Source organism: Amycolatopsis sp. SB7-3 (assembly GCF_041021335.1).
Taxonomy (GTDB): domain Bacteria; phylum Actinomycetota; class Actinomycetes; order Mycobacteriales; family Pseudonocardiaceae; genus Amycolatopsis; species Amycolatopsis japonica.
Genome location: NZ_JBFPJQ010000001.1, coordinates 3263152 through 3286047 on the forward strand (window position 1 = coordinate 3263152; position 22896 = coordinate 3286047).

General features: G+C 69.5%; 22 protein-coding genes. 9 read left to right on the top strand and 13 right to left on the bottom strand.

The window, feature by feature from the left end; translation table 11 throughout:
- The first annotated feature begins 26 nt into the window (after window positions 1–26).
- Together AB8M46_RS16150 and AB8M46_RS16155 are read left to right on the top strand one after the other, a co-directional pair.
- Complete coding sequence (locus tag AB8M46_RS16150; protein WP_394360605.1) at window positions 27–620, top strand: RNA polymerase sigma factor; 594 nt, start codon at window positions 27–29, stop codon at window positions 618–620.
- On the top strand, window positions 617–1897 hold the full coding sequence (locus AB8M46_RS16155; protein ID WP_394360606.1) for a hypothetical protein: 1281 nt from the start codon (window positions 617–619) through the stop codon (window positions 1895–1897). Before AB8M46_RS16150 ends, AB8M46_RS16155 begins: the two co-directional genes overlap by 4 nt.
- 280 nt (window positions 1898–2177) lie before the next feature.
- Here the strand turns inward: AB8M46_RS16155 and AB8M46_RS16160 are convergent, their stop codons facing one another.
- Window positions 2178–2774 carry a TetR/AcrR family transcriptional regulator gene (locus AB8M46_RS16160; protein ID WP_394360607.1) on the bottom strand — a complete coding sequence of 199 codons (597 nt, stop codon included), beginning with the start codon at window positions 2772–2774 and terminating at the stop codon, window positions 2178–2180.
- 84 nt (window positions 2775–2858) lie between these two features.
- Here AB8M46_RS16160 and AB8M46_RS16165 point away from each other — a divergent pair, with 84 nt between their 5' ends.
- From AB8M46_RS16165 to AB8M46_RS16175, 3 genes are read left to right on the top strand one after another with little or no spacing between them, the layout of a single operon-like run.
- On the top strand, window positions 2859–3260 hold the full coding sequence (locus AB8M46_RS16165; protein ID WP_037332376.1) for a MerR family transcriptional regulator: 402 nt from the start codon (window positions 2859–2861) through the stop codon (window positions 3258–3260).
- A complete protein-coding gene (locus tag AB8M46_RS16170; protein ID WP_394360608.1) occupies window positions 3257–4240 on the top strand; it encodes an aldo/keto reductase in 984 nt (327 codons plus the stop codon). The genes AB8M46_RS16165 and AB8M46_RS16170 overlap by 4 nt, the downstream gene beginning before the upstream one ends.
- Window positions 4241–4265: 25 nt before the next feature.
- A complete protein-coding gene (locus tag AB8M46_RS16175) occupies window positions 4266–5267 on the top strand; it encodes an aldo/keto reductase (RefSeq protein ID WP_394360609.1) in 1002 nt (333 codons plus the stop codon).
- Between the two features lie 49 nt (window positions 5268–5316).
- Here AB8M46_RS16175 and hisS read toward each other — a convergent pair whose 3' ends face one another.
- The 8 genes from hisS to AB8M46_RS16215 form a co-directional block, all read right to left on the bottom strand.
- Entirely contained in the window at window positions 5317–6603 is a 1287-nt protein-coding gene (gene hisS / locus AB8M46_RS16180) for a histidine--tRNA ligase (protein WP_394360610.1), read from the bottom strand.
- 36 nt (window positions 6604–6639) lie between these two features.
- Window positions 6640–7029 (bottom strand): hypothetical protein, encoded by a 390-nt coding sequence (locus AB8M46_RS16185; RefSeq protein WP_037332369.1) that lies wholly within the window; start codon window positions 7027–7029, stop codon window positions 6640–6642.
- A gap of 60 nt (window positions 7030–7089) precedes the next feature.
- The gene (locus tag AB8M46_RS16190; RefSeq protein WP_394360611.1) at window positions 7090–8268 is read right to left on the bottom strand and encodes an amidohydrolase family protein; all 1179 of its coding nucleotides are present in this window, start codon (window positions 8266–8268) and stop codon (window positions 7090–7092) included.
- Complete coding sequence (locus AB8M46_RS16195; protein ID WP_394360898.1) at window positions 8265–9398, bottom strand: MAB_1171c family putative transporter; 1134 nt, start codon at window positions 9396–9398, stop codon at window positions 8265–8267. Before AB8M46_RS16195 ends, AB8M46_RS16190 begins: the two co-directional genes overlap by 4 nt.
- The gene (locus AB8M46_RS16200; protein WP_037332365.1) at window positions 9395–9916 is read right to left on the bottom strand and encodes a hypothetical protein; all 522 of its coding nucleotides are present in this window, start codon (window positions 9914–9916) and stop codon (window positions 9395–9397) included. Before AB8M46_RS16200 ends, AB8M46_RS16195 begins: the two co-directional genes overlap by 4 nt.
- A complete protein-coding gene (locus AB8M46_RS16205; RefSeq protein WP_125732375.1) occupies window positions 9913–10305 on the bottom strand; it encodes a helix-turn-helix domain-containing protein in 393 nt (130 codons plus the stop codon). The genes AB8M46_RS16200 and AB8M46_RS16205 overlap by 4 nt, the downstream gene beginning before the upstream one ends.
- Before the next feature lie 358 nt (window positions 10306–10663).
- Complete coding sequence (locus tag AB8M46_RS16210) at window positions 10664–11116, bottom strand: flavodoxin family protein (RefSeq protein ID WP_394360612.1); 453 nt, start codon at window positions 11114–11116, stop codon at window positions 10664–10666.
- Between the two features lies 1 nt (window position 11117).
- A complete protein-coding gene (locus tag AB8M46_RS16215; protein ID WP_394360613.1) occupies window positions 11118–12755 on the bottom strand; it encodes a phospho-sugar mutase in 1638 nt (545 codons plus the stop codon).
- Window positions 12756–12784: 29 nt separating this feature from the next.
- Between AB8M46_RS16215 and AB8M46_RS16220 the strand changes: the two genes are divergently transcribed.
- The gene (locus tag AB8M46_RS16220) at window positions 12785–13942 is read left to right on the top strand and encodes a glycosyltransferase (RefSeq protein WP_394360614.1); all 1158 of its coding nucleotides are present in this window, start codon (window positions 12785–12787) and stop codon (window positions 13940–13942) included.
- 72 nt (window positions 13943–14014) lie between these two features.
- Here the strand turns inward: AB8M46_RS16220 and AB8M46_RS16225 are convergent, their stop codons facing one another.
- From AB8M46_RS16225 to AB8M46_RS16235, 3 genes are read right to left on the bottom strand one after another with little or no spacing between them, the layout of a single operon-like run.
- A complete protein-coding gene (locus tag AB8M46_RS16225) occupies window positions 14015–14800 on the bottom strand; it encodes a purine-nucleoside phosphorylase (RefSeq protein ID WP_037332359.1) in 786 nt (261 codons plus the stop codon).
- Entirely contained in the window at window positions 14793–15224 is a 432-nt protein-coding gene (locus AB8M46_RS16230) for an ABA4-like family protein (protein WP_350597188.1), read from the bottom strand. The genes AB8M46_RS16225 and AB8M46_RS16230 overlap by 8 nt, the downstream gene beginning before the upstream one ends.
- The gene (locus tag AB8M46_RS16235; RefSeq protein WP_394360615.1) at window positions 15221–16195 is read right to left on the bottom strand and encodes a hypothetical protein; all 975 of its coding nucleotides are present in this window, start codon (window positions 16193–16195) and stop codon (window positions 15221–15223) included. Before AB8M46_RS16235 ends, AB8M46_RS16230 begins: the two co-directional genes overlap by 4 nt.
- A gap of 75 nt (window positions 16196–16270) precedes the next feature.
- Between AB8M46_RS16235 and AB8M46_RS16240 the strand changes: the two genes are divergently transcribed.
- Window positions 16271–16993: a MerR family transcriptional regulator gene (locus tag AB8M46_RS16240; RefSeq protein ID WP_394360616.1), complete on the top strand. Its 723-nt coding sequence runs from the start codon at window positions 16271–16273 to the stop codon at window positions 16991–16993.
- Here AB8M46_RS16240 and AB8M46_RS16245 read toward each other — a convergent pair.
- On the bottom strand, window positions 16937–18703 hold the full coding sequence (locus tag AB8M46_RS16245) for a serine/threonine-protein kinase (RefSeq protein ID WP_394360617.1): 1767 nt from the start codon (window positions 18701–18703) through the stop codon (window positions 16937–16939). The genes AB8M46_RS16240 and AB8M46_RS16245 overlap by 57 nt on opposite strands.
- Window positions 18704–18853: 150 nt before the next feature.
- Here AB8M46_RS16245 and AB8M46_RS16250 point away from each other — a divergent pair, with 150 nt between their 5' ends.
- Together AB8M46_RS16250 and scpA are read left to right on the top strand one after the other, a co-directional pair.
- Window positions 18854–20725 (top strand): methylmalonyl-CoA mutase family protein, encoded by a 1872-nt coding sequence (locus AB8M46_RS16250; protein WP_394360618.1) that lies wholly within the window; start codon window positions 18854–18856, stop codon window positions 20723–20725.
- Window positions 20725–22893 (top strand): methylmalonyl-CoA mutase, encoded by a 2169-nt coding sequence (scpA, locus tag AB8M46_RS16255; protein WP_394360619.1) that lies wholly within the window; start codon window positions 20725–20727, stop codon window positions 22891–22893. The genes AB8M46_RS16250 and scpA overlap by 1 nt, the downstream gene beginning before the upstream one ends.
- Window positions 22894–22896 lie beyond the last annotated feature (3 nt).

Consider the following 22896-nt stretch of genomic DNA (forward strand, 5'->3'; position numbering starts at 1 on the left):
GGTCACTGACAGGTGTGACCAGGACAGTGACCGGAACGGTGGGGGTACCGGTGGACTCACGCGAACCTCCTTCCGACAGGAGCGACACGGAGCTGTGGCGGACGGCCGCGGGCGGTGATCACGGGGCCTTCACCGAGCTGTTCGAACGGCATGTCCAGTCGGTGTGGAACCACGCCTACCGGCTGACGGGGTCGTGGGCGTCGGCCGAAGACCTGACGTCGGCGGCCTTTCTCACCGCCTGGCGGCGCAGGGCGGACATCACGCTCATCCGCGACAGCGCGCTGCCCTGGCTGTACACCGTCGTGGGCAACCTCGCGCGCACCGAACACCGCGGTGCCGGGCGGCGGCTGCGGCTCGTCCGGCGGCTGCCGGAACCGCGGTCGGTGTCCGACCACGCCGACACCGTCGTCGATCAGCTCGACGGCGAAGACCGTCTCCGGCAGGTGCTCGCCTTGGTCGCGAAACTGCCGAAGTCGCAACGACAAGCCGTCGAACTCTGCCTGCTCGGCGATCTCTCCGTGCCGGACGCCGCCGAACTGCTCGGCGTCGCCGAGGTGACCGTTCGCGCCCACATCTCGCGGGCCCGCGCCCAGCTGCGGGCCGCCCTGGAGGAGAAATGACCGACGATCTCGGCCTGCCGGGCAGGCGTGAACTCCCTCCGGAAGTGCTGGACAACCTGCGGATGGCCCTGCGGGAGGGAATGGGAAAACCCGCGCGGCGGCGGTGGCCGATCGTCGCCGCGGCCGCCGCCGTCGTCCTGGTGCTCGCGGGTGCGCTGGTCGCGACCGTGGTCATCCGGGAGCCGGACGGGCAGGGACCCGTCGTCGCGAATCCTGACTTCTCCCTCGACTGGCCGAAGGCCGTGGCGGCGATGGACCGGTGCTGGGCGGCGATCGAGAAGAAGGGGAGGGCGGCGAGCTTCCCGGCCCGTGACGAGTGGGTGCCGCAGTTCACCACCGCTTCCGCCTGGACGTCCATCACGGTCGTCGCGGTGCGCGCGGGCGACAAGGTCTTCTTCTGCGAAACCACGGCGATCACCGTGACGGTGTCCGACCCGGACGCCTCCCCGTCGTACTCGGCGGGGACCAAGGCCGCCGCGCTGCTGATGACCCGCGCCGGGACGGTCGCGGGGGTGGCCGACCCCGGCTGGGACAAGATGAAACTCTCCGGCCGGACCGCCGACACGGCGGGCTCGACCGAGGTGCGCGTGTTCCGGCCCGGGAACCTGTTCGTGGAGATCTCACAGTCCAAGCCTTCGTCGACGACGTACTCGGTCGGGCCGTACACCGGGGACTCGAACGACGCCGTCACCGACGCGCCACACGTCCTCCTGCCCGCGCCCGAGCCGGTCGTGACGGATATCGATCGCATCCCGCCGGTGGTGCCGATCCGGGACACGCCGGCGGGGGAGTTCTTCAAGACCTGCGTCGCCGGAGCGTCGGAACCATTGCCGGACGAGGACGTGTACGAGATCGGAACGCTGCTCGAAGGCAACGGCGTCAAGGTGGTGACCGCGCGGCTCGGCGACAGGGTGGCCGTCTGCCAAGGCGGGCGTGGCTACCGCGACGGAACGAGCGAGTACTACCGCGTCTTCGCCGACCTGGCGGCCGAGCGGCCACCGGTGCGCAAACTGTCGACCGAAACGCTCGGCGCCGCCGAACAGGGCGGGTCGGGCAACGCGCAGACCCCGTTCATCGGGGTCGTCCCGCGGACCGCGACCACGGTGAAGCTCGACTTCGGGGCGGGTAAGAAGGTCGACGCGACGGTCACCGACGGGACCTTCGCGGTCTGGCGGCCGGAGCTCGCGGGAGCGATGGACCCGAACGCGCAGGTGGGCGTCGTCGTCCTCGATGCCGAGGGGAAGACGCTCCACGAAGGCAGCCTTCCGCTGAACTGAGTGCCCGGATCGCGTTTAGCCCGCTAAACGCGATGCGTTGCTTTGGGGCTTGGGTGGGGTGCGCGTGAAGGCCTCCTTCCCTCGGCTCAGCCGAGGGAAGGAGGCCTTCACGCGCGTGGGCTGGGGATGGCGCCAGTGGCAGAGCGCGTTTAGCAGGCTAAACGCGATCCGGTACCGACCGCCGAGGTAGTGAAGGCCTCCTTGCCTACCCTGAAGGTAGGCAAGGAGGCCTTCACGGCATGCCGCAGCAGGTCCCCGCCGGCGGATCGCGTTTAGCGGGCTAAACGCGACGCAGCCAGCCCGAGGCGTTCGCCCGCAGCGCGGCCTCGTAAGCCGCGCTCACGGTGAACTCGTCCGGCAGGTTCCCGTTCAGCTCCAGCGACACGAGCCCGTGCACGATGCCCCAGCAGCTCACGGCGATGACCGCGGGCGGCACGTCGAGGAACGCGCCGTCGGCGACGGCCTTGCGGATCGTCTCCTCGAGCGGCGCCATCGTGGCGCGCGCCTGGCCCGCCGTTTCGTCCGCCGGCTCGAAACCCGGCACGGACTTCGTGAACATGATCGCGTAGAGGTGCGGGTCGGCCAGCGCGCTTTCCCGGTACGCGACGCCCAGCCGCACCAGGTCCTCGACCGGGTCACCGCTCAGCGTGACCCCCGCCATCCGCCGTCCGAACCGGCGGAAGCCCTCGGTGAAGAGCGCGCTGACGAGATCCGTCTTCCCGCCGAAGAGCGAGTAGACCGCGGTGGTGGACGTGCCGACGTCGGCGGCCAGTTTGCGGAGGCTGAGCGCCTTCGGGCCGTCGGCCGAGATGAGCTCACCGGCGCGGTCCAGCAGTTTCAGCCGGAGGTTCTCGTCGTGCGTCCTGGGGCGGGGCATGAGCCCAGCGTAACGCAACGCTGTTATCAATCGCTCGGATTCGGAGTTGACCTGGAGCGCACTCCAGGTCGTACTGTCGTCGACATGAGCTACTCGATAGCGGAAGCCGCGCGACGTAGCGGACTGTCCATCGACACTCTCCGGTACTACGAGCGCATCAAACTCGTCGAGCCCCCGGCGCGGGACGCCGCGGGCCGGCGCGCCTACACCGACGACGACCTCGGATGGCTGGGGTTCCTGACCAAACTGCGCCTGACCGGCATGCCCATCAAGCGGATGCGGGAGTACGCCTCCCTGCGTCACCACGGGGCGGCGAGCGCGGGGCGGCGCAAGTCGATCCTCGTCGACCAGCGCGCCTCCGTCGCCGAGAGGATCGCCGAGCTGCAGGCCTGCCTCGACATCCTCGACTACAAGATCGACCACTACGACCAGGTGGAACGCAAGGTGCTCGGCACCGGAGCCACCGTGGAGGGAATTTCAGCGTGATCAGCACCAGGAGGCTCGGCGGTCTGGAAGTCGGGGCCCAGGGGCTCGGCTGCATGGGGATGAGCCAGGCCTACGGTGTCCGCGACGACGACACGGAGTCGATCGCCACCGTCCACCGCGCCCTCGAACTGGGCGTGACCCTGCTCGACACCGCGGACGTCTACGGTGCGGGAGCGAACGAGGAGCTGGTCGGCCGCGCGATCGCGGGCAAACGGGACCAGGTCGTGCTGGCGACCAAGTTCGGCATCGTCTGGGACAAGGACGGCGGGATGTCCGCCCGCGGCGACGCGGCGTACGTCAAGCAGAGCTGCGAAGAGTCCCTTCGCCGGTTGAACGTCGACCACATCGACCTCTACTACCAGCACCGCGTCGACCCGGACACGCCGGTCGAGGAGACCTGGGGCGCGCTCGCGGAGCTGGTCCAGGAAGGCAAGATCCGCTTCGCCGGGATTTCCGAGGCCAGTGCCGAGACCATCCGTCGCGCGCACGCCGTCCACCCGGTGACCGCGCTGCAGAGCGAGTGGTCGCTGTGGACGCGTGGCATCGAGGGCGAGATCCTTTCGACCGCGCGTGAGCTTGGCGTCGGTATCGTGCCGTTCTCGCCGCTCGGCCGCGGTTTCCTCACCGGCAGCGTGACGTCGGTGAAGGATCTTCCGGAGGACGACATGCGCCGAGGGCTGCCCCGGTTCGCCGAGGGCAACTTCGAGCGCAACATGGCCATCGTCGAGGCGCTGCGCGCGCTGGCCGAGCAGAAGGGCGTCACCGCCGGACAGCTCGCGCTCGCCTGGGTGCAGGCGCAGGGCGACGACGTCGTCCCGATCCCGGGTACGAAGCGCCGCAAGTACCTCGAAGAGAACACCGCCGCCGCGGACCTGGAACTGTCCGAAGTGGACATCGAAGCCATCGAAAAGGCCGCGCCCGTCGAGGCGATCGCCGGTGAGCGCTACCCGGAGCGGCTCGCCCGCGCGGCCGGCAAATAACCCGAGAGAAGTGCGAGAAGAAATCATGACGGGTTCCACCCTGCCCACCCGCAGGCTCGGCACGCTGGAAGTCGGCGCGCAAGGGCTCGGCTGCATGGGCATGAGCGAGTTCTACGGCCAAGGTGACGACACCGAATCCATCGCGACGATCCACCGCGCGATCGAACTGGGTGTCACCCTGATCGACACCGCCGACATGTACGGCTTCGGCCGCAACGAGGAACTGGTCGGCCGCGCCCTCGCCGGCAAGCGCGACCAGGTCGTGCTGGCGACCAAGTTCGGCATCGTGCGCGACGAGGCGGACCCCTCGAAGCGTGGCATCCGCGGCGACGAATTCTATGTGCGCCAACAGGTCGAGGCTTCGCTGCGCAGGCTGGACGTCGACCACATCGACCTCTACTACCAGCACCGCGTCGACCCGGAGGTGCCGATCGAGGAGACCGCGGGTGCGCTGTCCTCACTGGTCGAGCAGGGGAAGATCCGGCACATCGGGTTGTCCGAGGCCGGTCCGGAGACGATCCGGCGGGCGCACGCCGTGCATCCGGTGACGGCCGTGCAGACGGAATGGTCGCTGTGGTCGCGCGACATCGAGGACGAGGTCGTCCCGGTCTGCCGTGAACTCGGCATCGGGCTGGTGCCGTATTCCCCGCTGGGCCGTGGTTTCCTCACCGGTCGCTTCAAGTCCAGAGAGGACTTCGCGGACGGTGACTTCCGTCAGACGACCCAGCCGCGGTTCGCCGAGGGCAACCTGGAGCGGAACCTGGCGATCGTCGAGGCGCTGCGCGCGCTGGCCGAGCAGAAGGGCGTCACCGCCGGTCAGCTCGCGCTCGCGTGGGTGCAGGCGCAGGGCGACGACGTCGTGCCGATCCCGGGCACCAAGCGCCGCAAGTACCTCGAAGAGAACGTCGCGTCCGTCGGCCTGAAGCTGACGGCCGAGGACGTCGCCGCGATCGAGGCGGCGGTCCCGGCCGACGCGGTCGCGGGGGAGCGGTACCCCGAAGCGTCCATGCGGACGCTGTCCCGCTGAACACGAAAAAAAGCCGGCGCCCCGATCTAGGGCGCCGGCTTTTTCGTTGTCAGAGCGAGGAGTTGACCGCGTCGACCACGCCGTCGAGGGCCACGGTCTGCTGTTCGCGGGTCGCGAGACCGCGCACCGTCACGTTCCCGGCGTCCCAGTCCTCCTGGCCCACGATCACCACGGCCCGCGCCCCGGCCTTGTCCGCCCGGGTGAGCTCCTTGCCCAGTTTGCGGAGTTCGACGGGCGTGGACGTGCGCAGACCGGCCTTGCGGAGCCGTCCGGCGACCTCGCGCGAGGCGTCGGTGAGCTCTTCGGTCACCGGGATCACGACGACGTCGACCTCGCTGCGCGGCTTCGGGGTGAGGCCGTGCGTGTCGAGGAAGTCGATCAGCGTGACGTCGCCCATGCCGAAGCCGATCCCGGGGATCTGCTGCGACGTGAACAACGACGCCAGGTCGCTGTACCGGCCGCCGCCGAAGAGGGCGCGACGGTTCTCCGGCGAGGTGTCGAAGACCTCGAACACGGTCGACGTGTAGTACGCGAGCCCGCGCACGATCATCGGATCGAACGTGATGAGGTCCGCGGCGCCGCTGTTCAGCACCTTGACCAGGTTCGAGTTCTCCTTGACCTGCTCCGGCAGTTCGTCGAGCAGGGCCGCGCCCGAGGACAGGGTCTCGGTCAGCTTCTCGAACTGCTTGTCGGTCAACCCGATCTCGGTCGCGGTGTCGCTCAGCTTCGTGCGGTCCGACTTCTCCCAGCGGTCCACCAGGGTGAACACCTGCGGCAACTGCTCCGCGGTCACACCGACGATGTCGGTGAGCGCCGACGAGAGCAGGTTCCGGTCGTTGGCCCGCACCTGGAACATGTCCGGGGTCGCCCCGAGCGCGCTCATCATGTCGTGGACCAGCTCGAAGATCTCGATCTCGCAGTTCGCGCTGTCCGAACCGAAGATGTCCGCGTTGATCTGCCAGTGCTCACGGACCCGCCCACGCTGCGGCCGCTCGTAGCGGTGGCAGTTCGGGTGGCTGTACCAGCGCACCGGGAACTGCAGCGATTTGGCGTTGCCCGCGATCATCCTGGCGACCGACGGCGTCATCTCCGGGCGCAGCGCCAGCCGCTCGCCGCCCTTGGTGGTCAGCGTGTACAGCTGCTGGTCGGCGATCTCCTGCCCGGACTTCCGCTCGTAGATCTCGGCGGGTTCGAGGATCGGCCCGTCGTAGCGGAGGAAACCCCGCAGTTCGAGCACGTCGTAGAGATGGCCGAACACCTGCGTCCGGACGGACATCTCGGCGGGCAGGAAGTCGCGGGTCCCCTTGGCGGGGGCTGTCGGCAGGTATTCAGGCACGTCAACAAGCTTAACGAGCCGTTGCCAGCGCTTTTGTCAGGGGAAGGCCACGCCGTACGCGGTGGTCAGGATCGCCGCCCCGAGCAGGACCGCCCCGGCGCTGGTGACCCGCCCGCCGAGCTTGCCCTTGCCCGGTGCCAGGTGCAGGAAGAAGCCGCCGGACTGGGCGAGCACGCCGAACAGCAGCAGGAAGCAGACGATCCACCGCGCGGTGTCCGGGAGCCCGGTCTGCCCGAGGATCTGCAGCGCGACCAGCGCGAGGACCAGCAGGACGCCGGCGTGCGCGTGGCCGGCGCGGAACATCCCGCGCTGGTGTTCGGTCAGCTTCTTGTCGCGCAGGACACCCATCAGGGCGTAGCCGCCGTACATCACCGTCGGCAGCGAAACGAGGGCGATGACGGTGAAGAGTTTGATCGGTCCTTCCATGAGCAAACCATAACACTGTTTTAAAACACTGTCACCAAACTGGCGTCCCACTTCCGGGAATCAGGCCCGCACGCCGCGCGAAAGCACCAGGCGGAGGTTCCGCAGGGCGGAAAGATCGGCGAGCGGATCTCCGTCGACCGCCAGGACATCGGCGCTCAGCCCGGGCGCGAGCCGTCCGGTGACGTCGCCGAGGCCGAGCGCGGCGGCGGAGTCCTCGGTCGCGATCTCGAGGATCCGGCGCCTGCCGAAACCGAGCCATTCGTAGAGTTCGAGGGCGCCGACGGGGTCGTCGAAGACCGAACCGGGCAATCCGGCGTCCGTGCCCGCGAGGAGCGGAACACCCAGCTCCTCCAGCCAGGAGAGCCTGCCGTAGACGGTCTTCGCGAGCTCCTCGCCCATGCGCTCGGCGAGCATCCGCCAGTTGCGGCTGCTGGTCGAACAGGCCGCGATGCCCTCGGCGGCCATCCGCTTGGCGACACCTTCGCGCCGGTCCTGCCGCTGCGGTCCGGTCATCCAGGTGCAGTGCTCGATCGTCGCCACGCCCGCCTCGACCGACGCCTCGATCGCGTCGGCGCCGTGGGCGTGCGCCGCGACCGGGAGCCCGTGGCGCCCCGCGTGCTCGACGATCAGGCGCAGCGCCCGGACGTCGAACTGGGACTCCCACATCTCCGCACCGCCCTCGGTGATCTGGCCGCCGCTGGCCATCACCTTGATCACGTCCGCGCCGGCGGCCGCGTTCGCGTCGATCAGGGCGCGGATCGCGTCGTCGCCGTCGACCTCGCCGCCGAAGAAATGGCAATGTCCATTGAGGACGGTCAGCGGCGATCCGGCGGTCAGCAGGCGCGGTGCGGCCGCGCCTTCGAGTTCCGCGCGGACCCGCGCGCCCAAAGCGCCGCGATCGCCGAGATCCCGCACCGTCGTGACGCCGCTGCGCAGCAGTTGCCCCAGGCGATCCTTGGCGCCCGCGCGCAGGGCTTCGTCGTCGCTCGCCAGGAAGTTCGGCAGCATCTCGCGCGTGGCGTCGAACGCCAGGTGCACGTGGGCGTTGAACAGACCGGGCAACAGGGTCGCGCCGGGGAAGTCGAGTTTCTCGGCCTCCGGCGATGCCTGTGCCGCGACCTCGGCGCGCGGGCCCGCCGCGAGGATGCGGTCACCCTCGACGAGCACGGCGCCGTCTTCGACCGGCGTGCTCGGACGCGGCAGGATCCGGCTCGCCGTCAGCAAAAGCTGTTTCGTCATGCGTCGCTCCTGGAAACGGCGGCGGAGAGCGCGAGCAACGGCCGCACGTCGGATTCGATGTCGGAGGCGCCACCGGGGAGCACGAGTTTCGCGCGCCCGTCGGTCTCTTCGCCCGCGGTCTGCCGGGCGATCGCCCGCTTGAGCGCTTCCGCCGCCGCGTGCGGATCGTCCGCGGCGAGTGCGGTCAGATCGGTTTCCAGATAGGGGCTCAGCTGCACGAGCCCGTCCCGGATCTCGATCACCCGGCGGTAGTACCGGCGGTGGACCGTGCGCGGGCGCCACCGCTCCCACGCGCCCTGCGGCGTGGTCCGGAGCACGATGTTCGGGTAGATCCCGGCCAGCGCGGTCCACAACGGGGTGAGTTCGTCGTGATGCCGCCGGTGCTGACGGCGCCGTCGCAGCGCGGCGAACCGCGCGCGGGCGCCGGGATAGGTGATCCCGGCGAGGAAGAGCACGATCCCGAGGAGCACCAGCGGGACGGCGACGGTGAGCAGAATCGGGACCGACGGTCCGAACGCCCACGCGATCACGATGTAGAGCGCGCGGAAGACACTGCCGACGGAAAGGCAGATCAGCCCGGCGGCGCTGAGTTTCAGCCCGATCTTCAGATGGCGGTCCGCGGTGCGGATGTACCGGAAGATCCACCAGGCGCAGGCGGCGAGGCCGTAGATCAGGTAGATCCCGGCGCCGAGGTAGAACAGCGCCACCCCGGGCACGTGCACGAGCTTCGGGCTCAGCGCCAGCCCCCGTACCTCCGGCGGGGTGACGGCCATGGCGACCAGCATCAGCGCGATCGCGGCGGACAACGGGATCAGCTCGAACAGGACGCGCCCCGGCCGGCGCGGGCCCAGCGCGGAGCCCAGGAACACGATCAACAGCGCGCAGACGCCGATGGCGAGCAGGACGTTGTTGACCAGGCGGCCGGTGCCCTTGCCGGTCAGGTCGTCGAGCCAGCCGACGATGACCTTCTGCTGGGCGAGGAAGGAGCCCGCGACGCAGACGATCGTGATCGTGATCGCCCAGTTCGGCAGCAGGCGGGGTGCTCGGTAGGTCTGGTAGATCCGCCAGGCGAGCGCGGTCGCGAACAGCACCATCGCCACGACGTTGATGGGGGAGAACAGTGGAGTCACAGCCACCCTTGATGGTCGCCCAGCGCGCCTTGGACGCGGCGGACGTCATCGTCGTCGGCGCGACGGGGAATCGTGTAGTTCAAGACCGACGCCCATTCGAGGATGATGGTCGCCACGGTCTCGGCTTCCCATTCGTGCGCCTCATCGTAGGAGGTGCGTCGTAAAGCGCGGTGTACCGCGTCGTCGTCGAGGCCGGGGGCGGGGCCGCGCAGGAAGTCGGCGGGTTCGGCGTCGCCGCCGGGATGGTGATCGGCGAGCATATGCCCGAGTTCGTGCAGGATGATGTGGTCCTGGTGGGACTTCGTGGTCTCCTGCTGGAAGAAGATGTAGTCCGCCGAACCGGTGGCGATCCAGCAGCCGAACGGGCCGGGGACCTCCAGCGGATACGGCATCAGGCGGATCGGCCTGCCGCGCTGTTCGCCGAGCCGTTCGCAGAGCACGCCGACGTCGAGCGGCGGCTCGATGTCGAGCTTGTTCAGCATCTTGCGGCAGCGTTTGCGGAGTTCCCGTTCCTTCATCGGTTCTCTTCCGGCTGCTCGCGCTCGGCCCGTTCGTAGCGTTCGACGAGCTCCAGGAGGTCCATCACCTGGCGACGGCCCTGCGGGGACAGTTCCTGCGCGCGCATGGCCATGAGTGTCGCCTCTCCGGCCGGTTGGGGCTCCTGCTCGTCGAAGAAGTACGTGATCGGCACCCCGAAGAGTTTCGCCAGCGCTTCGACGTAGTGGATCTTCGGGTTGACCCGTTTGCCCGTGGCGAGCTGCTGGAGGTACGCGGGCGACATGGTGGGCCCGCCGGCGCGGTCGATGGCCGCGGACAGCTCGCGATAGCTGTGCGGGGCGCCTTCGTCCGCGCGCGCCGAATCGATCAGCGCGGTCAGTTTCTGGGCGAAGGTCTGATACGGCGACATGACCCCCCAACCGTTCCGTAGTCCCGTTCCGTAGTTGGAGTGTAACGCGATACAGCCTGTCCGCAGCTGTTGACAGCGCATGTATGCAGTGGTTTACAGTTGTCAAGCGGTTTCGTGCCGTGTCCGGTCTCTCGCTCCGGAATCCGTGCCCTGGGGGTGTACGGACGCCGGAGTGAGAGCCGTTTTTCCCGGTGGGTGCACAAGATCGTGCCGGATGTAGTACGCTGAGGCAGCCAAGGTTGATCGCCATCACGGCGAACCCTTGGCCTAGGCCTGTTGCCGGAGGTCGACCCCCAGGGCTTCCGGTGACAGGCCCCTTTACTTTCATCGCATTCAGGGGACGAAATGCGGGCGGGGGTCAGGGCATGAGCGTGGCGGCCAGGGTGCCGCCCAATTCGAAACAGGCCTCGAGATCCGCTTTGCCCGGTTCGCCGGTGACGAGCACCGGCGAGGCCGCGCTTTCCCAGCCGAGGCCGGTCGTGATGGCCTCGATCCCGCGCACGGTGCCGGACGTGTCGTTGTTGCCGTGCACGAAGAACCCGAACGGCCGCCCCCGCGTGGAATCCAGGCACGGGTAATAGACGGTGTCGAAGAAATGCTTCAGCGCGCCGGACATGTAGCCCAGATTCGCCGGGGTGCCGAGCAGATAGCCGTCGGCGTCCAGGACGTCGGGCACGGTCGCGCCCAGCGCCGCGCGGCGCACGACGTCGATGCCCTCGATGTCCGGATGGTTCGCGCCGGAGAGCACGGCTTCGAACATCGCCTGCGTCGAGGGCGACGGCGTGTGGTGGACGATCAGCAGCTTCGGCATGTCAGGCCAGCCGGGACTCGATGTCGGCCCGGAGCGTCGCCAGCCGCGCGTCCGCGGCGGCCCGCGCCTCGGCGAGATCGCCGGCGACCGGCTCCTTGATCTGCAGGTACGCCTTCAGTTTCGGCTCGGTCCCGGACGGCCTGATGACGACACGCAGTCCCTCGCCGGTCAGGCGGAGGACGTCGGCGTCGGGCAGGAGGTCCTCCATCGTGACATCGGTGCCGCCCAGCGACGCCGGGGGAGTGGCGCGCAGACCCGCCATCAGGCGTTCCCGCACCGACAGGTCGGTGACCCGCAGCGAGACCTGATCCGTCACGTGCACGCCGTGCTTCACGGCCAGTTCGTCGAGGACGTCCAGCGGCCCGCGGCCCGCCGCGCGCAGGGAGGCGGCCAAGCCCGCCGCGAGCACGGCGGCGGAGATGCCGTCCTTGTCGCGCACGAAATCCGGGTTCACGCAGAGGCCGAGCGCCTCTTCGTAAGCGAACACGAGCCCTTCGCCGGCACGGACCAGCCATTTGAACCCGGTCAAGGTCTCCGCGTAGCGCGCCCCGAATTCCTTCGCGACTTCGCCGAGCATCGACGACGACACGATCGTCGTGGCCACCAGTGGATCGGCACTGTCTACAGTGGACAGAACGTGCCAGCCGAGCAGGCCGCCCGTTTCGTCCCCGCGCAGCATCCGCCACGAACCGTCCCGCTCGCGCACGCCCAGCGCGCAGCGATCGGCGTCCGGGTCGAGCGCGATCGCCAGGTCGGCGCCGACCTCGGAGGCCAGTGCCAGCAAGAGATCCGTCGCGCCCGGTTCCTCCGGATTCGGGAAGGCGACCGTCGGGAAGTCGGGATCCGGCGTGGACTGCTCGGCGACCAGGCTCAGCTCGGTGAAACCGGCGCGCTCGAAAGCGGCACGCAGAGTCTCCGCGCCGACGCCGTGCAGCGCCGTCGCGGCGACCTTGACCGCGCGTTCCGGGCTGCGCGGCAGCAGCGCGACCTTGGCGAGGTATGCGTCCCGGAGTTCGTCGCCCAGCACTTCGGCGCCGGGCTCACGCGGCACGCTGATCGCCGGGGGAGCGGCTTCGATGGCGCGCTCGATCTGGCCGTCCGAAGGCGGGACGATCTGGCCGCCTGTCGCGTCGTAAAGCTTGTAACCGTTGTCGGCCGGGGGATTGTGCGACGCGGTGATCTGGATACCCGCCACCGCGCCGAGTTCCAGTACGGCGAACGCGAGCACCGGTGTCGGCAGCGGGCCGGGCAGCGTCTTCACCGCGAACCCGGCGGCCGTCAGCACCTCGGCGGCGGCCTTGGCGAAGGCCTCCGAACCGTGCCGCGCGTCGCGGCCGACCACCACGACGCCGCCCGAATGTCCTTGTGCGGTCAGCCAGGCCGCGACCCCCGCCGTCGTCCGGGTGACGACCGCGACGTTCATCCCATTGGGGCCCGCGCGCACCGGGCCGCGCAGCCCGGCGGTGCCGAATTCGAGCGGTCCGGCCATGCGGTCCGCGAGTTCGTCCGCCGCACCGGCTTCGCCGCCCATCGCACGCGCGAGGATGTTCTGCAGCTCGACGCGGGAATCGTCGTCCGGGTCGTCGGCGATCCAGCGGAACGCCCGATCCCGGAGCTCCGAGGTCAAGGAAGTCGTCACCGAGTCAGCCTACGGGTACGTTGGAGAGGGTGCGATTGATCTTCACTTCTCTGGTGAGTCATGGTCATCTCTATCCCCTACTACCGCTCGCCGTCGCCGCTCGCGACGCCGGGCACGAGGTCGTCTTCGCCACCGGGGACGACATGCTGACGGTGGTCGAAAAGGCCGGTCTGGCAGTGGAAAGCGCCGGATTCGGGATGCGGGAGGCGTTCGAGCGGGTCGCCGGGCCCGACGCTCCCAAACCCAACGCCTCCGACGCCCCGCCCGAGTCGTTCCATCCCGTCATCGGCGAAGTGTTCGGAAATGTGCTGCCCCGGCGATTCGTCGCCGATCTCACACCGGTGCTGGAACGGCACCGGCCGGATCTCGTCGTTTACGAAAGCGGCAACGCCGGCGGTGCCATCGCCGCCCATCTCGCCGGGATTCCCGCGATCGGGCACGGTTTCGGCCGGTTCTCGCCGGGTGACGTCATGGACGTCATCTACGGCCGCCTCGCGGAATTCACCGCGGAAGTCGGTTTGCCGGATTTGGATCCGCGGTCCTTCGGTGATCCCGTCGTCGACATCTGCCCGGAATCGGTGCAATCGCCGGAATTCCTGGCCGGGGCGAACCGGATCCCGCTGCGTCCGGTCGGCTGGGCCGAACCGGGTGACCTCCCGGTGGGCGTGGTGGGCCGGGACAAGAGCCGCCCGCTCGTCTACCTCACGCTCGGAACGGCGTTCGGTGACGAAGACGTGCTGAAGCGGGCCATCGGCGGGCTGGCGCGGCTCGACGCGGACGTCGTCGTCGCGGCGGGCCCGACGGTGGATCCGGCGGCACTGGGCGAAGTCCCGGGCAATGTCCAGGTCGAGATGTGGGTGCCGCAGGTCGAGCTCCTGCCGCATGTCGATCTCGTGGTCCACCACGGCGGCAGCGGGACGACGCTGGGTGCCTTCGGCGCCGGGCTGCCGCAGCTGGTGCTGCCGCAGGGGGCGGATCAGTTCACGAACGCCGAGGCCGTCGTCGCGGCCGGGGTGGGCGTGCAGCTGATCGGTGCCGAAGTCGTCGAGGACGTCATCTTCGAGCAGGCGCGCAAGCTGCTCGCCGACGAAGACGTCCACGGCGCGGCGCGTCGGCTCGCCGACGAGGTCGCCGCGATGCCTTCGCCCGCGGAGGTCGCGCAGCGGCTTCCCGAGTTCGCCGGCTGAGTACTGCCCCGGATGTCATGAAAGGGCCGTTCAGGACGAAAAATGTCCTGAACGGCCCTTTCATGACACTTGTCAGGCGCGGGAGACGAGTTCCTTCAGCAGGGTGCCCATCCGGGTGGCGGACTGGCGGCCCGCCTCGAGGACCTCTTCGTGGTTCAGCGGTTCCCCGGTCATCCCGGCCGCCAGGTTGGTCACCAGCGAAAGCCCGAACACCTCGACCCCGGCGGCGCGGGCGGCGATGGCCTCCAGCACCGTCGACATGCCGACGAGGTCGGCGCCGAGCGTCCGCAGCATGCGGATTTCCGCGGGCGTCTCGAAATGCGGCCCGGTGAGCCCCGCGTAGACGCCCTCCTCCAGCGAAGGGTCGATTTCGCGCGCGATGTCGCGCAGCCGCTTCGAGTACAGATCCGTCAGGTCGACGAAGTTCGCGCCGACGATCGGCGAGCGCGCGGTGAGGTTCAGGTGGTCGGAGATCAGCACCGGCTGCCCGACGCGGAAGCCCTCACGCAGGCCGCCCGCGGCGTTGGTCAGCAGCACGGTCTTGGCCCCGGCGGCCGCGGCGGTGCGCACGTTGTGCACCACCGGGTCGATGCCCTTGCCCTCGTAGAAATGCGTGCGGCCCAGCAGGATCAGCGCGCGCTTCTCGCCGACGCGGACCGACCGGACGGTTCCCCCGTGCCCGACCGCGCCCGGCGCGGCGAATCCGGGCAGTTCGCCCAGCGGGATCTCCGCCTCGGGCTCCCCGATGACGTCCGCCGCCGGGCGCCAGCCCGAACCGAGCACGACGGCGATGTCGTGCTTCTCGACGCCGGTGCGTTCGGCGATGGCGGCGGCCGCCGCGACCTCGTTCTCACTCATGCGACGAGCGTATCCGGACGGTTCGCACGAGCAGGAACGCCACCAGCCCGAACGGGGACAGGAAGATCGTGAGCGCCAGGATCGGCCCGGTCACCAGCGGATGGATCCGGTGCTCGCGGGATTCGAGGTACATCCAGCGCGCGATGAACAGGTCGAAGGCGATCAGATGCGCCCAGATCGTGGCCGCCCCGTACGGCGATCCGGTGAACGCGGCGAGCACGCCGAGGTCCGGCCTGCTGACCGCCGTCCAGAGCTCGCCGAAATGCGCGATCGCGAGCACGAAGTACGGGATCAGCGGCAGCAGCGGCGTCCAGGGCGAGGACATGATCCGGCGGGTCCACGACCAGCCCGGCAGGAAGATCATCAGCAGCCAGAACGGCGTCGCCAGCGGGAAGGTCCAGGTGAACAGGGTCTCGACGCTCATCGCAGCGAGGCCTCCAGCTCCCTGTCCTTCGCCGGCCGCCCGATCGCGATCAGCCCGCTAAAGGCGACGCCCGCGATCAGGAGGGCGAAGGCGGTGAGGGTCTGGCCGTCGGGGGAGACGATCGACTGGCCGCGCAGGGCTTGCCAGGTGAGCAGCGCGAGCAGGCCCGCGTAGCCGACGCCGGCGATCACCACGAGCCGCAGCCGGAGGACGTCGTCGCGAAGCCGCGGGTAGCGCGCGGCCAGGACGCCGAGGACGAGCGCGAGCAGCGGAAGCGCCTGGAGGCCGTGCAGGCCGAGGAAATGCGGGATCCGCAGATCGCCGCCGACCGTGCTCCAGCCGAGGATCGGCAGGCCGGGGCCGCCGTCGGGGAGGCCGACGGTATGCGCGCCGATCATCGCGGACTGGCCGGTCGCGTCGAGCAGGGCCTGCTGGTCCGGGGTGGGGCTGCTCATCAGCGTCGCCAGCGAAATCCCGATCATGCCGAGGATCGCGCCGATCCGGGCCGCCCACGCCGTCGCGCGGTCGGGGATCCGGGTGAACATGACGGCGATCGTCAGGACGAGGTTGACCACCCAGAGCACGGCGATCATCCCGCCCATGACCTGGAAGATCGTGTTGTCGAGCGGCGTCGCGTTGTTGAAGTGGCTCGCGCGGACGCGGGCGGCCTGGAAGATCACGAGCGCGTACTCGGCGCCGAAGATCACGACGAGCACGTTCGCCAGCCAGCTCGCGGTCCGCCGGAACTTGGGCAGCAGGGAGACGAGCCAGCTCCAGGTGAAGAAGTACAGCGTGGCGGAGACGGCGAATTTGAACGGTTTCGCCCAGAGCGGCGCGCCGTTCAGCGTCCGCTGGTCGATCAGCATGGCCAAGACGCACAGCACGGTGATCACGGCGAAGGCCTGGGCGAAGCGATACGAACCCCGGTGCCAGGTGCGGGTTCTCTCGCGGAGATCGGTCAAGATGGTCATGGGCCCCTCCCAGAATGGATAGTCAAGCTCTCCGTTATGGGAAGCTAAACTATCCATCCTGAGAAGTCTTCAGGGATGACCCTGGAACCGTCCCCGAGATGGGAGAGCGCACGCGTGCGGATGGCCGAACTGAGCGAAAAAGCCGGGATCCCGGTCGCCACGATCAAGTACTACCTGCGGGAAGGGCTGCTTCCGCCGGGCGAGCGGACCAGCCCGAACCAGGCGAAGTACGACGACGGGCACGTGCAGCGGATCAAGCTGATCAGGGCGCTGATGGACGTCGGCGGCCTTTCGCTCGCGACGGTCGGCGAAGTGCTCGCCACGGTCGACGCCGGGGAGGCCAGCCCCCACCACGTCCTCGGTATCGCCCAGCAGGGCATCACGACGTCGAAGCGGGTCGTCGACGACGAAGCCCGCGAATGGGCGCTCGCCACGGTCCGCGACCTCGCCGACCGCCGCGGCTGGCCCTGCAAGGACGAAGACGACCTGGTCATCCAGGCCCTGGTCGGCGTCCTGTGCACGATCCGCGAGGTCGGGCACGGCTGGTATCTCGAGAAACTCGACGCCTACGCCGAGATCGCCGACCGGACCGCCGACCTGGACCTCGAAGGGATCTCGGGGATCGAGTCGCTGGAGCAGATCATCGAGATCGCCGTCGTGGAGACGGTTCTGGGCGACAGGCTGCTCTCGGTGCTGCGGAGGCTGGCGCAGCAGCGCGCGTCGAAGGCGTACTTCGCCGGGCTAGCCGTCGACGATGAACGACAAGGCGACCGGCTCGAAGATCCCGGTCTTCGCTGAGTTCTCCTGCTCGATCGTCGAGGTCACCGACAGGATCCACAGATCCGTGCCGCCGCTGAACAGGTCCATGTACGTCGTCCGCGTGATGCTCTCGTTCACGGCGTCCCGGTTGCCGGTGGCGCGCTCGGTCGTCCGGTAGGTGTACCGCTGGCTGTCGTCGCCCCGGCCCGGAACGGTGGTGGGCCCGCCGATCGGGGCGATCTCCGGATGCTGGCTCCTCAGCCAGCTGAAGTAGGCGGGCGGCGGGCTCTCGGCCAGGAAACCGCTCAGCCGCTCGACCCGGATGACCTGGCGGCCGTCGGGCGAGACGTACTGGACCACCGTGCTCGGCACACCCCTGGTGATATGCGGCGCGACGAACTTCTGCCAGCCCTCCGGGACGCCGAGGCTGAACCGGCCGCCCTTGAGGCCGTTCACCGTGCTCGCGTCACCCTGCTGTGTGATCAGCTTCGGCGGCGGCTGGGTGATGATCGTGTCGCCTTGCTGCAGCTTCTCCGGCGGCCGCAGATCCTGCCCGCCGACGGCCCTGGCCAGGACGAAACCGCCGCCCGCGGCCAGCAGGAACAGGACGACCGACGCGAGCGCCAGCACCACGGTGCCCACCGTCGACCGGCCGGGCCGCCGAGGCGGCGGTGGCGTGACGGTCGGCATCGGCGCGAGCTCGGCGGGAGGCGCCGGCGCGGGCTGGTTGAGGAACGGCAGCGGACCGGGGTCGGCGGCGAGTTCGGAACTCGTGCCCTCGCCCGGCTTCTCCGGCGCGACCGGCTTGATCACCTGGGTGTCGGTGGCGTCGAGATGCGCGGTGGTCTTCTTGCCGTCGGGCGTGTGGAACAGCTCGGCGGGGAACAGGTCGATGAGCGTCTTCGCCTGCAACGGGTACAGGCGGCGCCGCACCTCGCGCAGGGTGATCCGCTTCGACGGCTCCTTCTTCATGAGCGCGCCGATCACGTCGGCCAGCGGACCGGGGCCGGGCTTCGGCACCTTCCCGTTGACGACCTTGCCGACCGTTTCGAGCGGGTCGCCGTCGGCGTCGTACGGCGGCGAGCCCTCGATGGCGGCGAACAGCGTCGCGCCGAGACCCCACAGATCGGCGGCGGGGACGACGGCGCCGCCGGAAGCGACCTCGGGCGCGATGTAGGCGGGCGAGCCCAGCATCATCCCGGTGCGGGTCATGGTGGCTTCGGAGACGTTGCGCGCGATGCCGAAGTCCGTGAGCTTGATCCGGCCGTCACCCGCGACGAGGACGTTGCCCGGTTTGACGTCACGGTGGGTGATCCCGGCGGCGTGCGCGGCTTCGAGCGCGGACGCCACCGCGATGCCGACCGCCGCGGTCTGCTCGACCGTCAGCGGTCCGTGGTCGCGCAGGATGTGCGCGAGGCTGCGCGACGGCAGCAGCTCCATGACCACGAACGGTTCGTCGTTCTCGCGCGCGACGTCGTGCAGGATGATCACGTTCGGGTGGCTCAGGACGGCGATCGCGCGGGCTTCGCGCAGGGTCCGTTCGCGCAGTTCGTCGGCCTGCGACACCGGGACGCCGGGCGGGAGGCGGACTTCCTTGACCGCGACGGGGCGGTGCAGGAACTCGTCGTAGGCCGACCAGACCGTGCCCATCGACCCTGATCCGATGACCGAGCGCAACCGATATCGCCCGGCGACTACCCGCTTCTCGTCGCCGGGACTCTCGTTGGACTCGGTGGTGTCGGACGGCACGACCCAATTGTGTCGTATGCCCGCGTGGCGGCCCTATGCGCCGTGCCCTGTCGGAGTGAACGGGGCCGCCCGGCATCGCCCCCTAATCACCCCCTAGGCGCGACTAGCGTCACAGGTGGTGCCACTTGAGGGCCGTTAGCATCGTTGGCTATGACGGAAGTGGCCGAGACGGAGTCAGTGCCGACCCCTGGCGAGCCCGACGCGCCGGAAGAATTGGAGCTCGCGGCGGAGTTCCCCGAAGCGAGCCGGGACCAGTGGCGCGAGCTGGTCGCGGGCGTGCTGCGCAAGAGCGGCGCCATCGACGAGTCCTTCGACGGCCTGCCCGAAAGCAAGCTGGTCACGCGGACGTACGACGGCCTGGAGATCCAGCCGCTCTACACCGCCGAAGACACGGTCGACGGGACGGGTTTCCCCGGCCTTCCGCCGTTCGTGCGAAGCGCCCGGCCCGAGGGCGCGGTGACGACCGGCTGGGACATCCGTGCCCGGTACGCGCGCCGCGACGCCAAGGCCACGAACGCCGCGATCCTCGCCGACCTCGAAGGCGGCGTCAGCTCGATCTGGCTGCGTGCCGGTGCGACCGGCGTTCCCGTCACCGATCTGGGCGACGCGCTGAACGAGGTGTACGTCGACCTCGCACCCGTCACGCTCGACGCGGGCGAAGAGTACGAAGCCGCCGCGAACGAGTTGTTCACGCTCTTCGCCGAGCGCGAGATCCCGGCGAGCGCGGTCACCGCGACCCTGGGCGCCGACCCGATCGGCTCGACCGCGCGCACCGGCACCGCGCATCCGCTCGCCCCCGCCGCGGAATTGGCCGCGCGCGTCGCCGCCAGTCACCCGAAGGTGCGGACGATCGTCGCCGACGGCCTCCCGTTCCACGAGGCGGGCGGCTCGGACGCGCAGGAACTCGGCGCGGCCATCGCCGCGGGCGTCGCGTATCTGCGGGCGCTCACCGAAGCGGGATTGGACGTCGACACCGCGGCGGGCCAGATCGAATTCCGGCTCGCCGCCACCGCCGACCAGTTCCTCACGATCGCCAAATTCCGTGCCGCGCGGCGCCTGTGGGCCCGCGTCACCGAGGTTTCCGGCGGCAAGGGCTCGGGTATGCGGCAGCACGCGGTCACCTCGCCCGCGATGCTGACCCAGCGCGACCCGTGGGTGAACATGCTGCGGACCACGCTCGCCTGTTTCGGCGCCGGGGTCGGCGGCGCGGACGCGATCACCGTGCTCCCGTTCGACGCCGCGATCGGCCAGCCGGACGCGTTCTCCGCGCGGATCGCGCGCAACACGCACGCCGTGCTGCTGGAGGAGTCCAAACTGGCCGGTGTCATCGACCCGGCGGGCGGCTCCTGGTACGTCGAGAACCTCACCGACGAGCTGGCCAAGGCCGCGTGGCGCGAGTTCACCGCCATCGAGGCGGCGGGCGGGATCGAGGCGGAACTGGCGTCCGGCGCGCTCGCCGCACGGCTCGCCGAGACCTGGGAGAAGCGGTCGAAGCGGATCGGAACCCGTCGTGATCCGATCACCGGCGTCAGCGAATTCCCCAACCTGACGGAGAAAGCGGTCGTCCGCGACCCACTGGACGACCTGCCGGGCGGTGGCCTGCCGCGTCACCGGTACGCCGAGGCCTTCGAGGCGCTGCGAGACCGGGCGGACGCGCATCCCAGCCGTCCGCGCGTCTTCCTCGCCACGCTCGGCCCGGTCGCGGCGCACACCGCACGGGCGAGTTTCGCGGCGAATCTGTTCCAGGCGGGCGGGATCGAGGCGGTGAACCCCGGCGCGCCCGAGGACGTCGTCGCGGAATTCCGGGCCAGTGGAACGAAGATCGCCTGCATCTGCGGCAGCAACACTTCCTATGCCGAAGAAGCGGACAGCGTCGCGAAGGCGTTGAAGGAAGCGGGCGCGACGTCGGTGCTGCTCGCCGGGAAACCCGGCGACCACCCGGACGTCACGGGCTACCTCTTCACGGGCTGCGACGCCCTGGAAATCCTGACCGGCACGTTGAACGAGCTCGGAGTGCAGTGATGACCATCCCGAACTTCGCCGGAATCGAGCTCGGCAGCCCCGAGCCGGGCGACCGTCCTCAGTGGACCGAAGCGTTGCACGCCGCCACCGGCAAGGGGCCCGACGCGCTCGCGTGGGAGACGCCGGAGGGAATCGGCGTCAAGCCGGTGTACACCGCCGACGATCTGTCCGGAGTGGACTTCCTCGGCACGTATCCCGGTATCGCGCCGTATCTGCGCGGCCCGTACCCGACGATGTACGTCAACCAGCCGTGGACCATCCGCCAGTACGCGGGTTTCTCCACCGCCGAGGAGTCGAACGCCTTCTACCGCCGCAACCTCGCCGCCGGGCAGAAGGGCCTCTCGGTCGCCTTCGACCTGGCGACACACCGCGGCTACGACTCCGATCACCCGCGTGTCGCCGGTGACGTCGGCATGGCGGGCGTCGCGATCGACTCGATCTACGACATGCGCCAGCTCTTCGACGGCATCCCGCTCGACAGGATGAGCGTTTCGATGACCATGAACGGCGCCGTCCTGCCGGTGCTCGCGCTCTACGTCGTCGCGGCCGAGGAACAGGGGGTCACGCCGGACAAACTGGCCGGGACCATCCAGAACGACATCCTCAAGGAGTTCATGGTCCGCAACACCTACATCTACCCGCCGCAGCCGTCGATGCGGATCATCTCGGACATCTTCTCGTTCACCTCGCGGAACATGCCGAAGTACAACTCGATCTCCATCTCCGGCTACCACATGCAGGAAGCCGGGGCGACCGCCGACCTGGAGCTGGCGTACACGCTCGCGGACGGTGTCGAGTACATCCGCGCCGGGGTCGAGGCCGGGCTGGACGTCGACAAATTCGCGCCGCGCCTGTCCTTCTTCTGGGCGATCGGGATGAACTTCTTCATGGAGGTCGCGAAACTCCGCGCGGCGCGCCTGCTGTGGGCGAAGCTGGTGAAGGGCTTCGAACCCAAATCGTCGAAGTCCCTGTCGTTGAGGACGCATTCGCAGACCTCAGGCTGGTCGCTGACCGCGCAGGACGTCTACAACAACGTCGTCCGCACCTGCGTCGAGGCGATGGCGGCGACCCAGGGCCACACGCAGTCGTTGCACACCAACGCCCTCGACGAGGCGCTGGCGCTGCCGACCGATTTCTCCGCCCGTATCGCGCGGAACACGCAGTTGTTGCTGCAGCAGGAATCCGGCACCACGCGCGTCATCGACCCGTGGGGCGGCAGCGCGTTCGTCGAGAAGCTGACCTACGACCTCGCGCGCAAGGCATGGGGCCACATCACCGAGGTCGAGCAGGCGGGCGGGATGGCGAAGGCGATCGACGCCGGCATCCCCAAGCTGCGCATCGAAGAGGCCGCGGCGCGGACCCAGGCGCGGATCGACTCCGGCCGCCAGCCGGTGATCGGCGTCAACAAGTACCAGGTCACCGACGACGAGCAGATCGACGTGCTCAAGGTCGACAACGCGGGCGTGCGCGCGCAGCAGCTGGAGAAACTGCGGCGGCTGCGCGAAGAGCGCGACGAGGACGCCACTCAGGACGCGTTGCGGCGGCTCACCGCGGGCGCCGAGTCCGACGGCAACCTGCTCGCGCTGGCCATCGACGCCGCGCGGGCGAAGGCCACCGTCGGCGAGATCTCCGACTCGCTGGAGAAGATCTGGGGGCGCCACTCCGGCCAGATTCGTACCATCTCCGGTGTGTACCGCGAGGAGGTCGGCAAGACCGAGAACGTCGAGCAGGCGCGCGAGCTGGTCGAGAAGTTCGCCGAGGAAGAAGGCCGCCGTCCCCGGATCCTGGTCGCGAAGATGGGCCAGGACGGCCACGACCGCGGCCAGAAGGTGATCGCGACCGGCTTCGCCGACATCGGTTTCGACGTCGACGTCGGCCCGCTGTTCTCCACCCCCGGCGAGGTCGCGCGGCAGGCGATCGAGGCGGACGTGCACGTGATCGGCGTTTCGTCGCTGGCCGCCGGGCACCTCTCGCTGGTGCCCGCGCTGCGCGCGGAACTCGCCGAGCAGGGCCGCGAGGACATCATCGTCGTGGTCGGCGGCGTCATCCCGCCGCAGGACTACGAGGAGCTGCGCGCGGCGGGCGCGGCGGCGATCTTCGGCCCCGGCACGGTGATCGCCGAAGCGGCGATCGACCTCATCGGACAGCTGACCGCCCAGGAGTCCTGAACC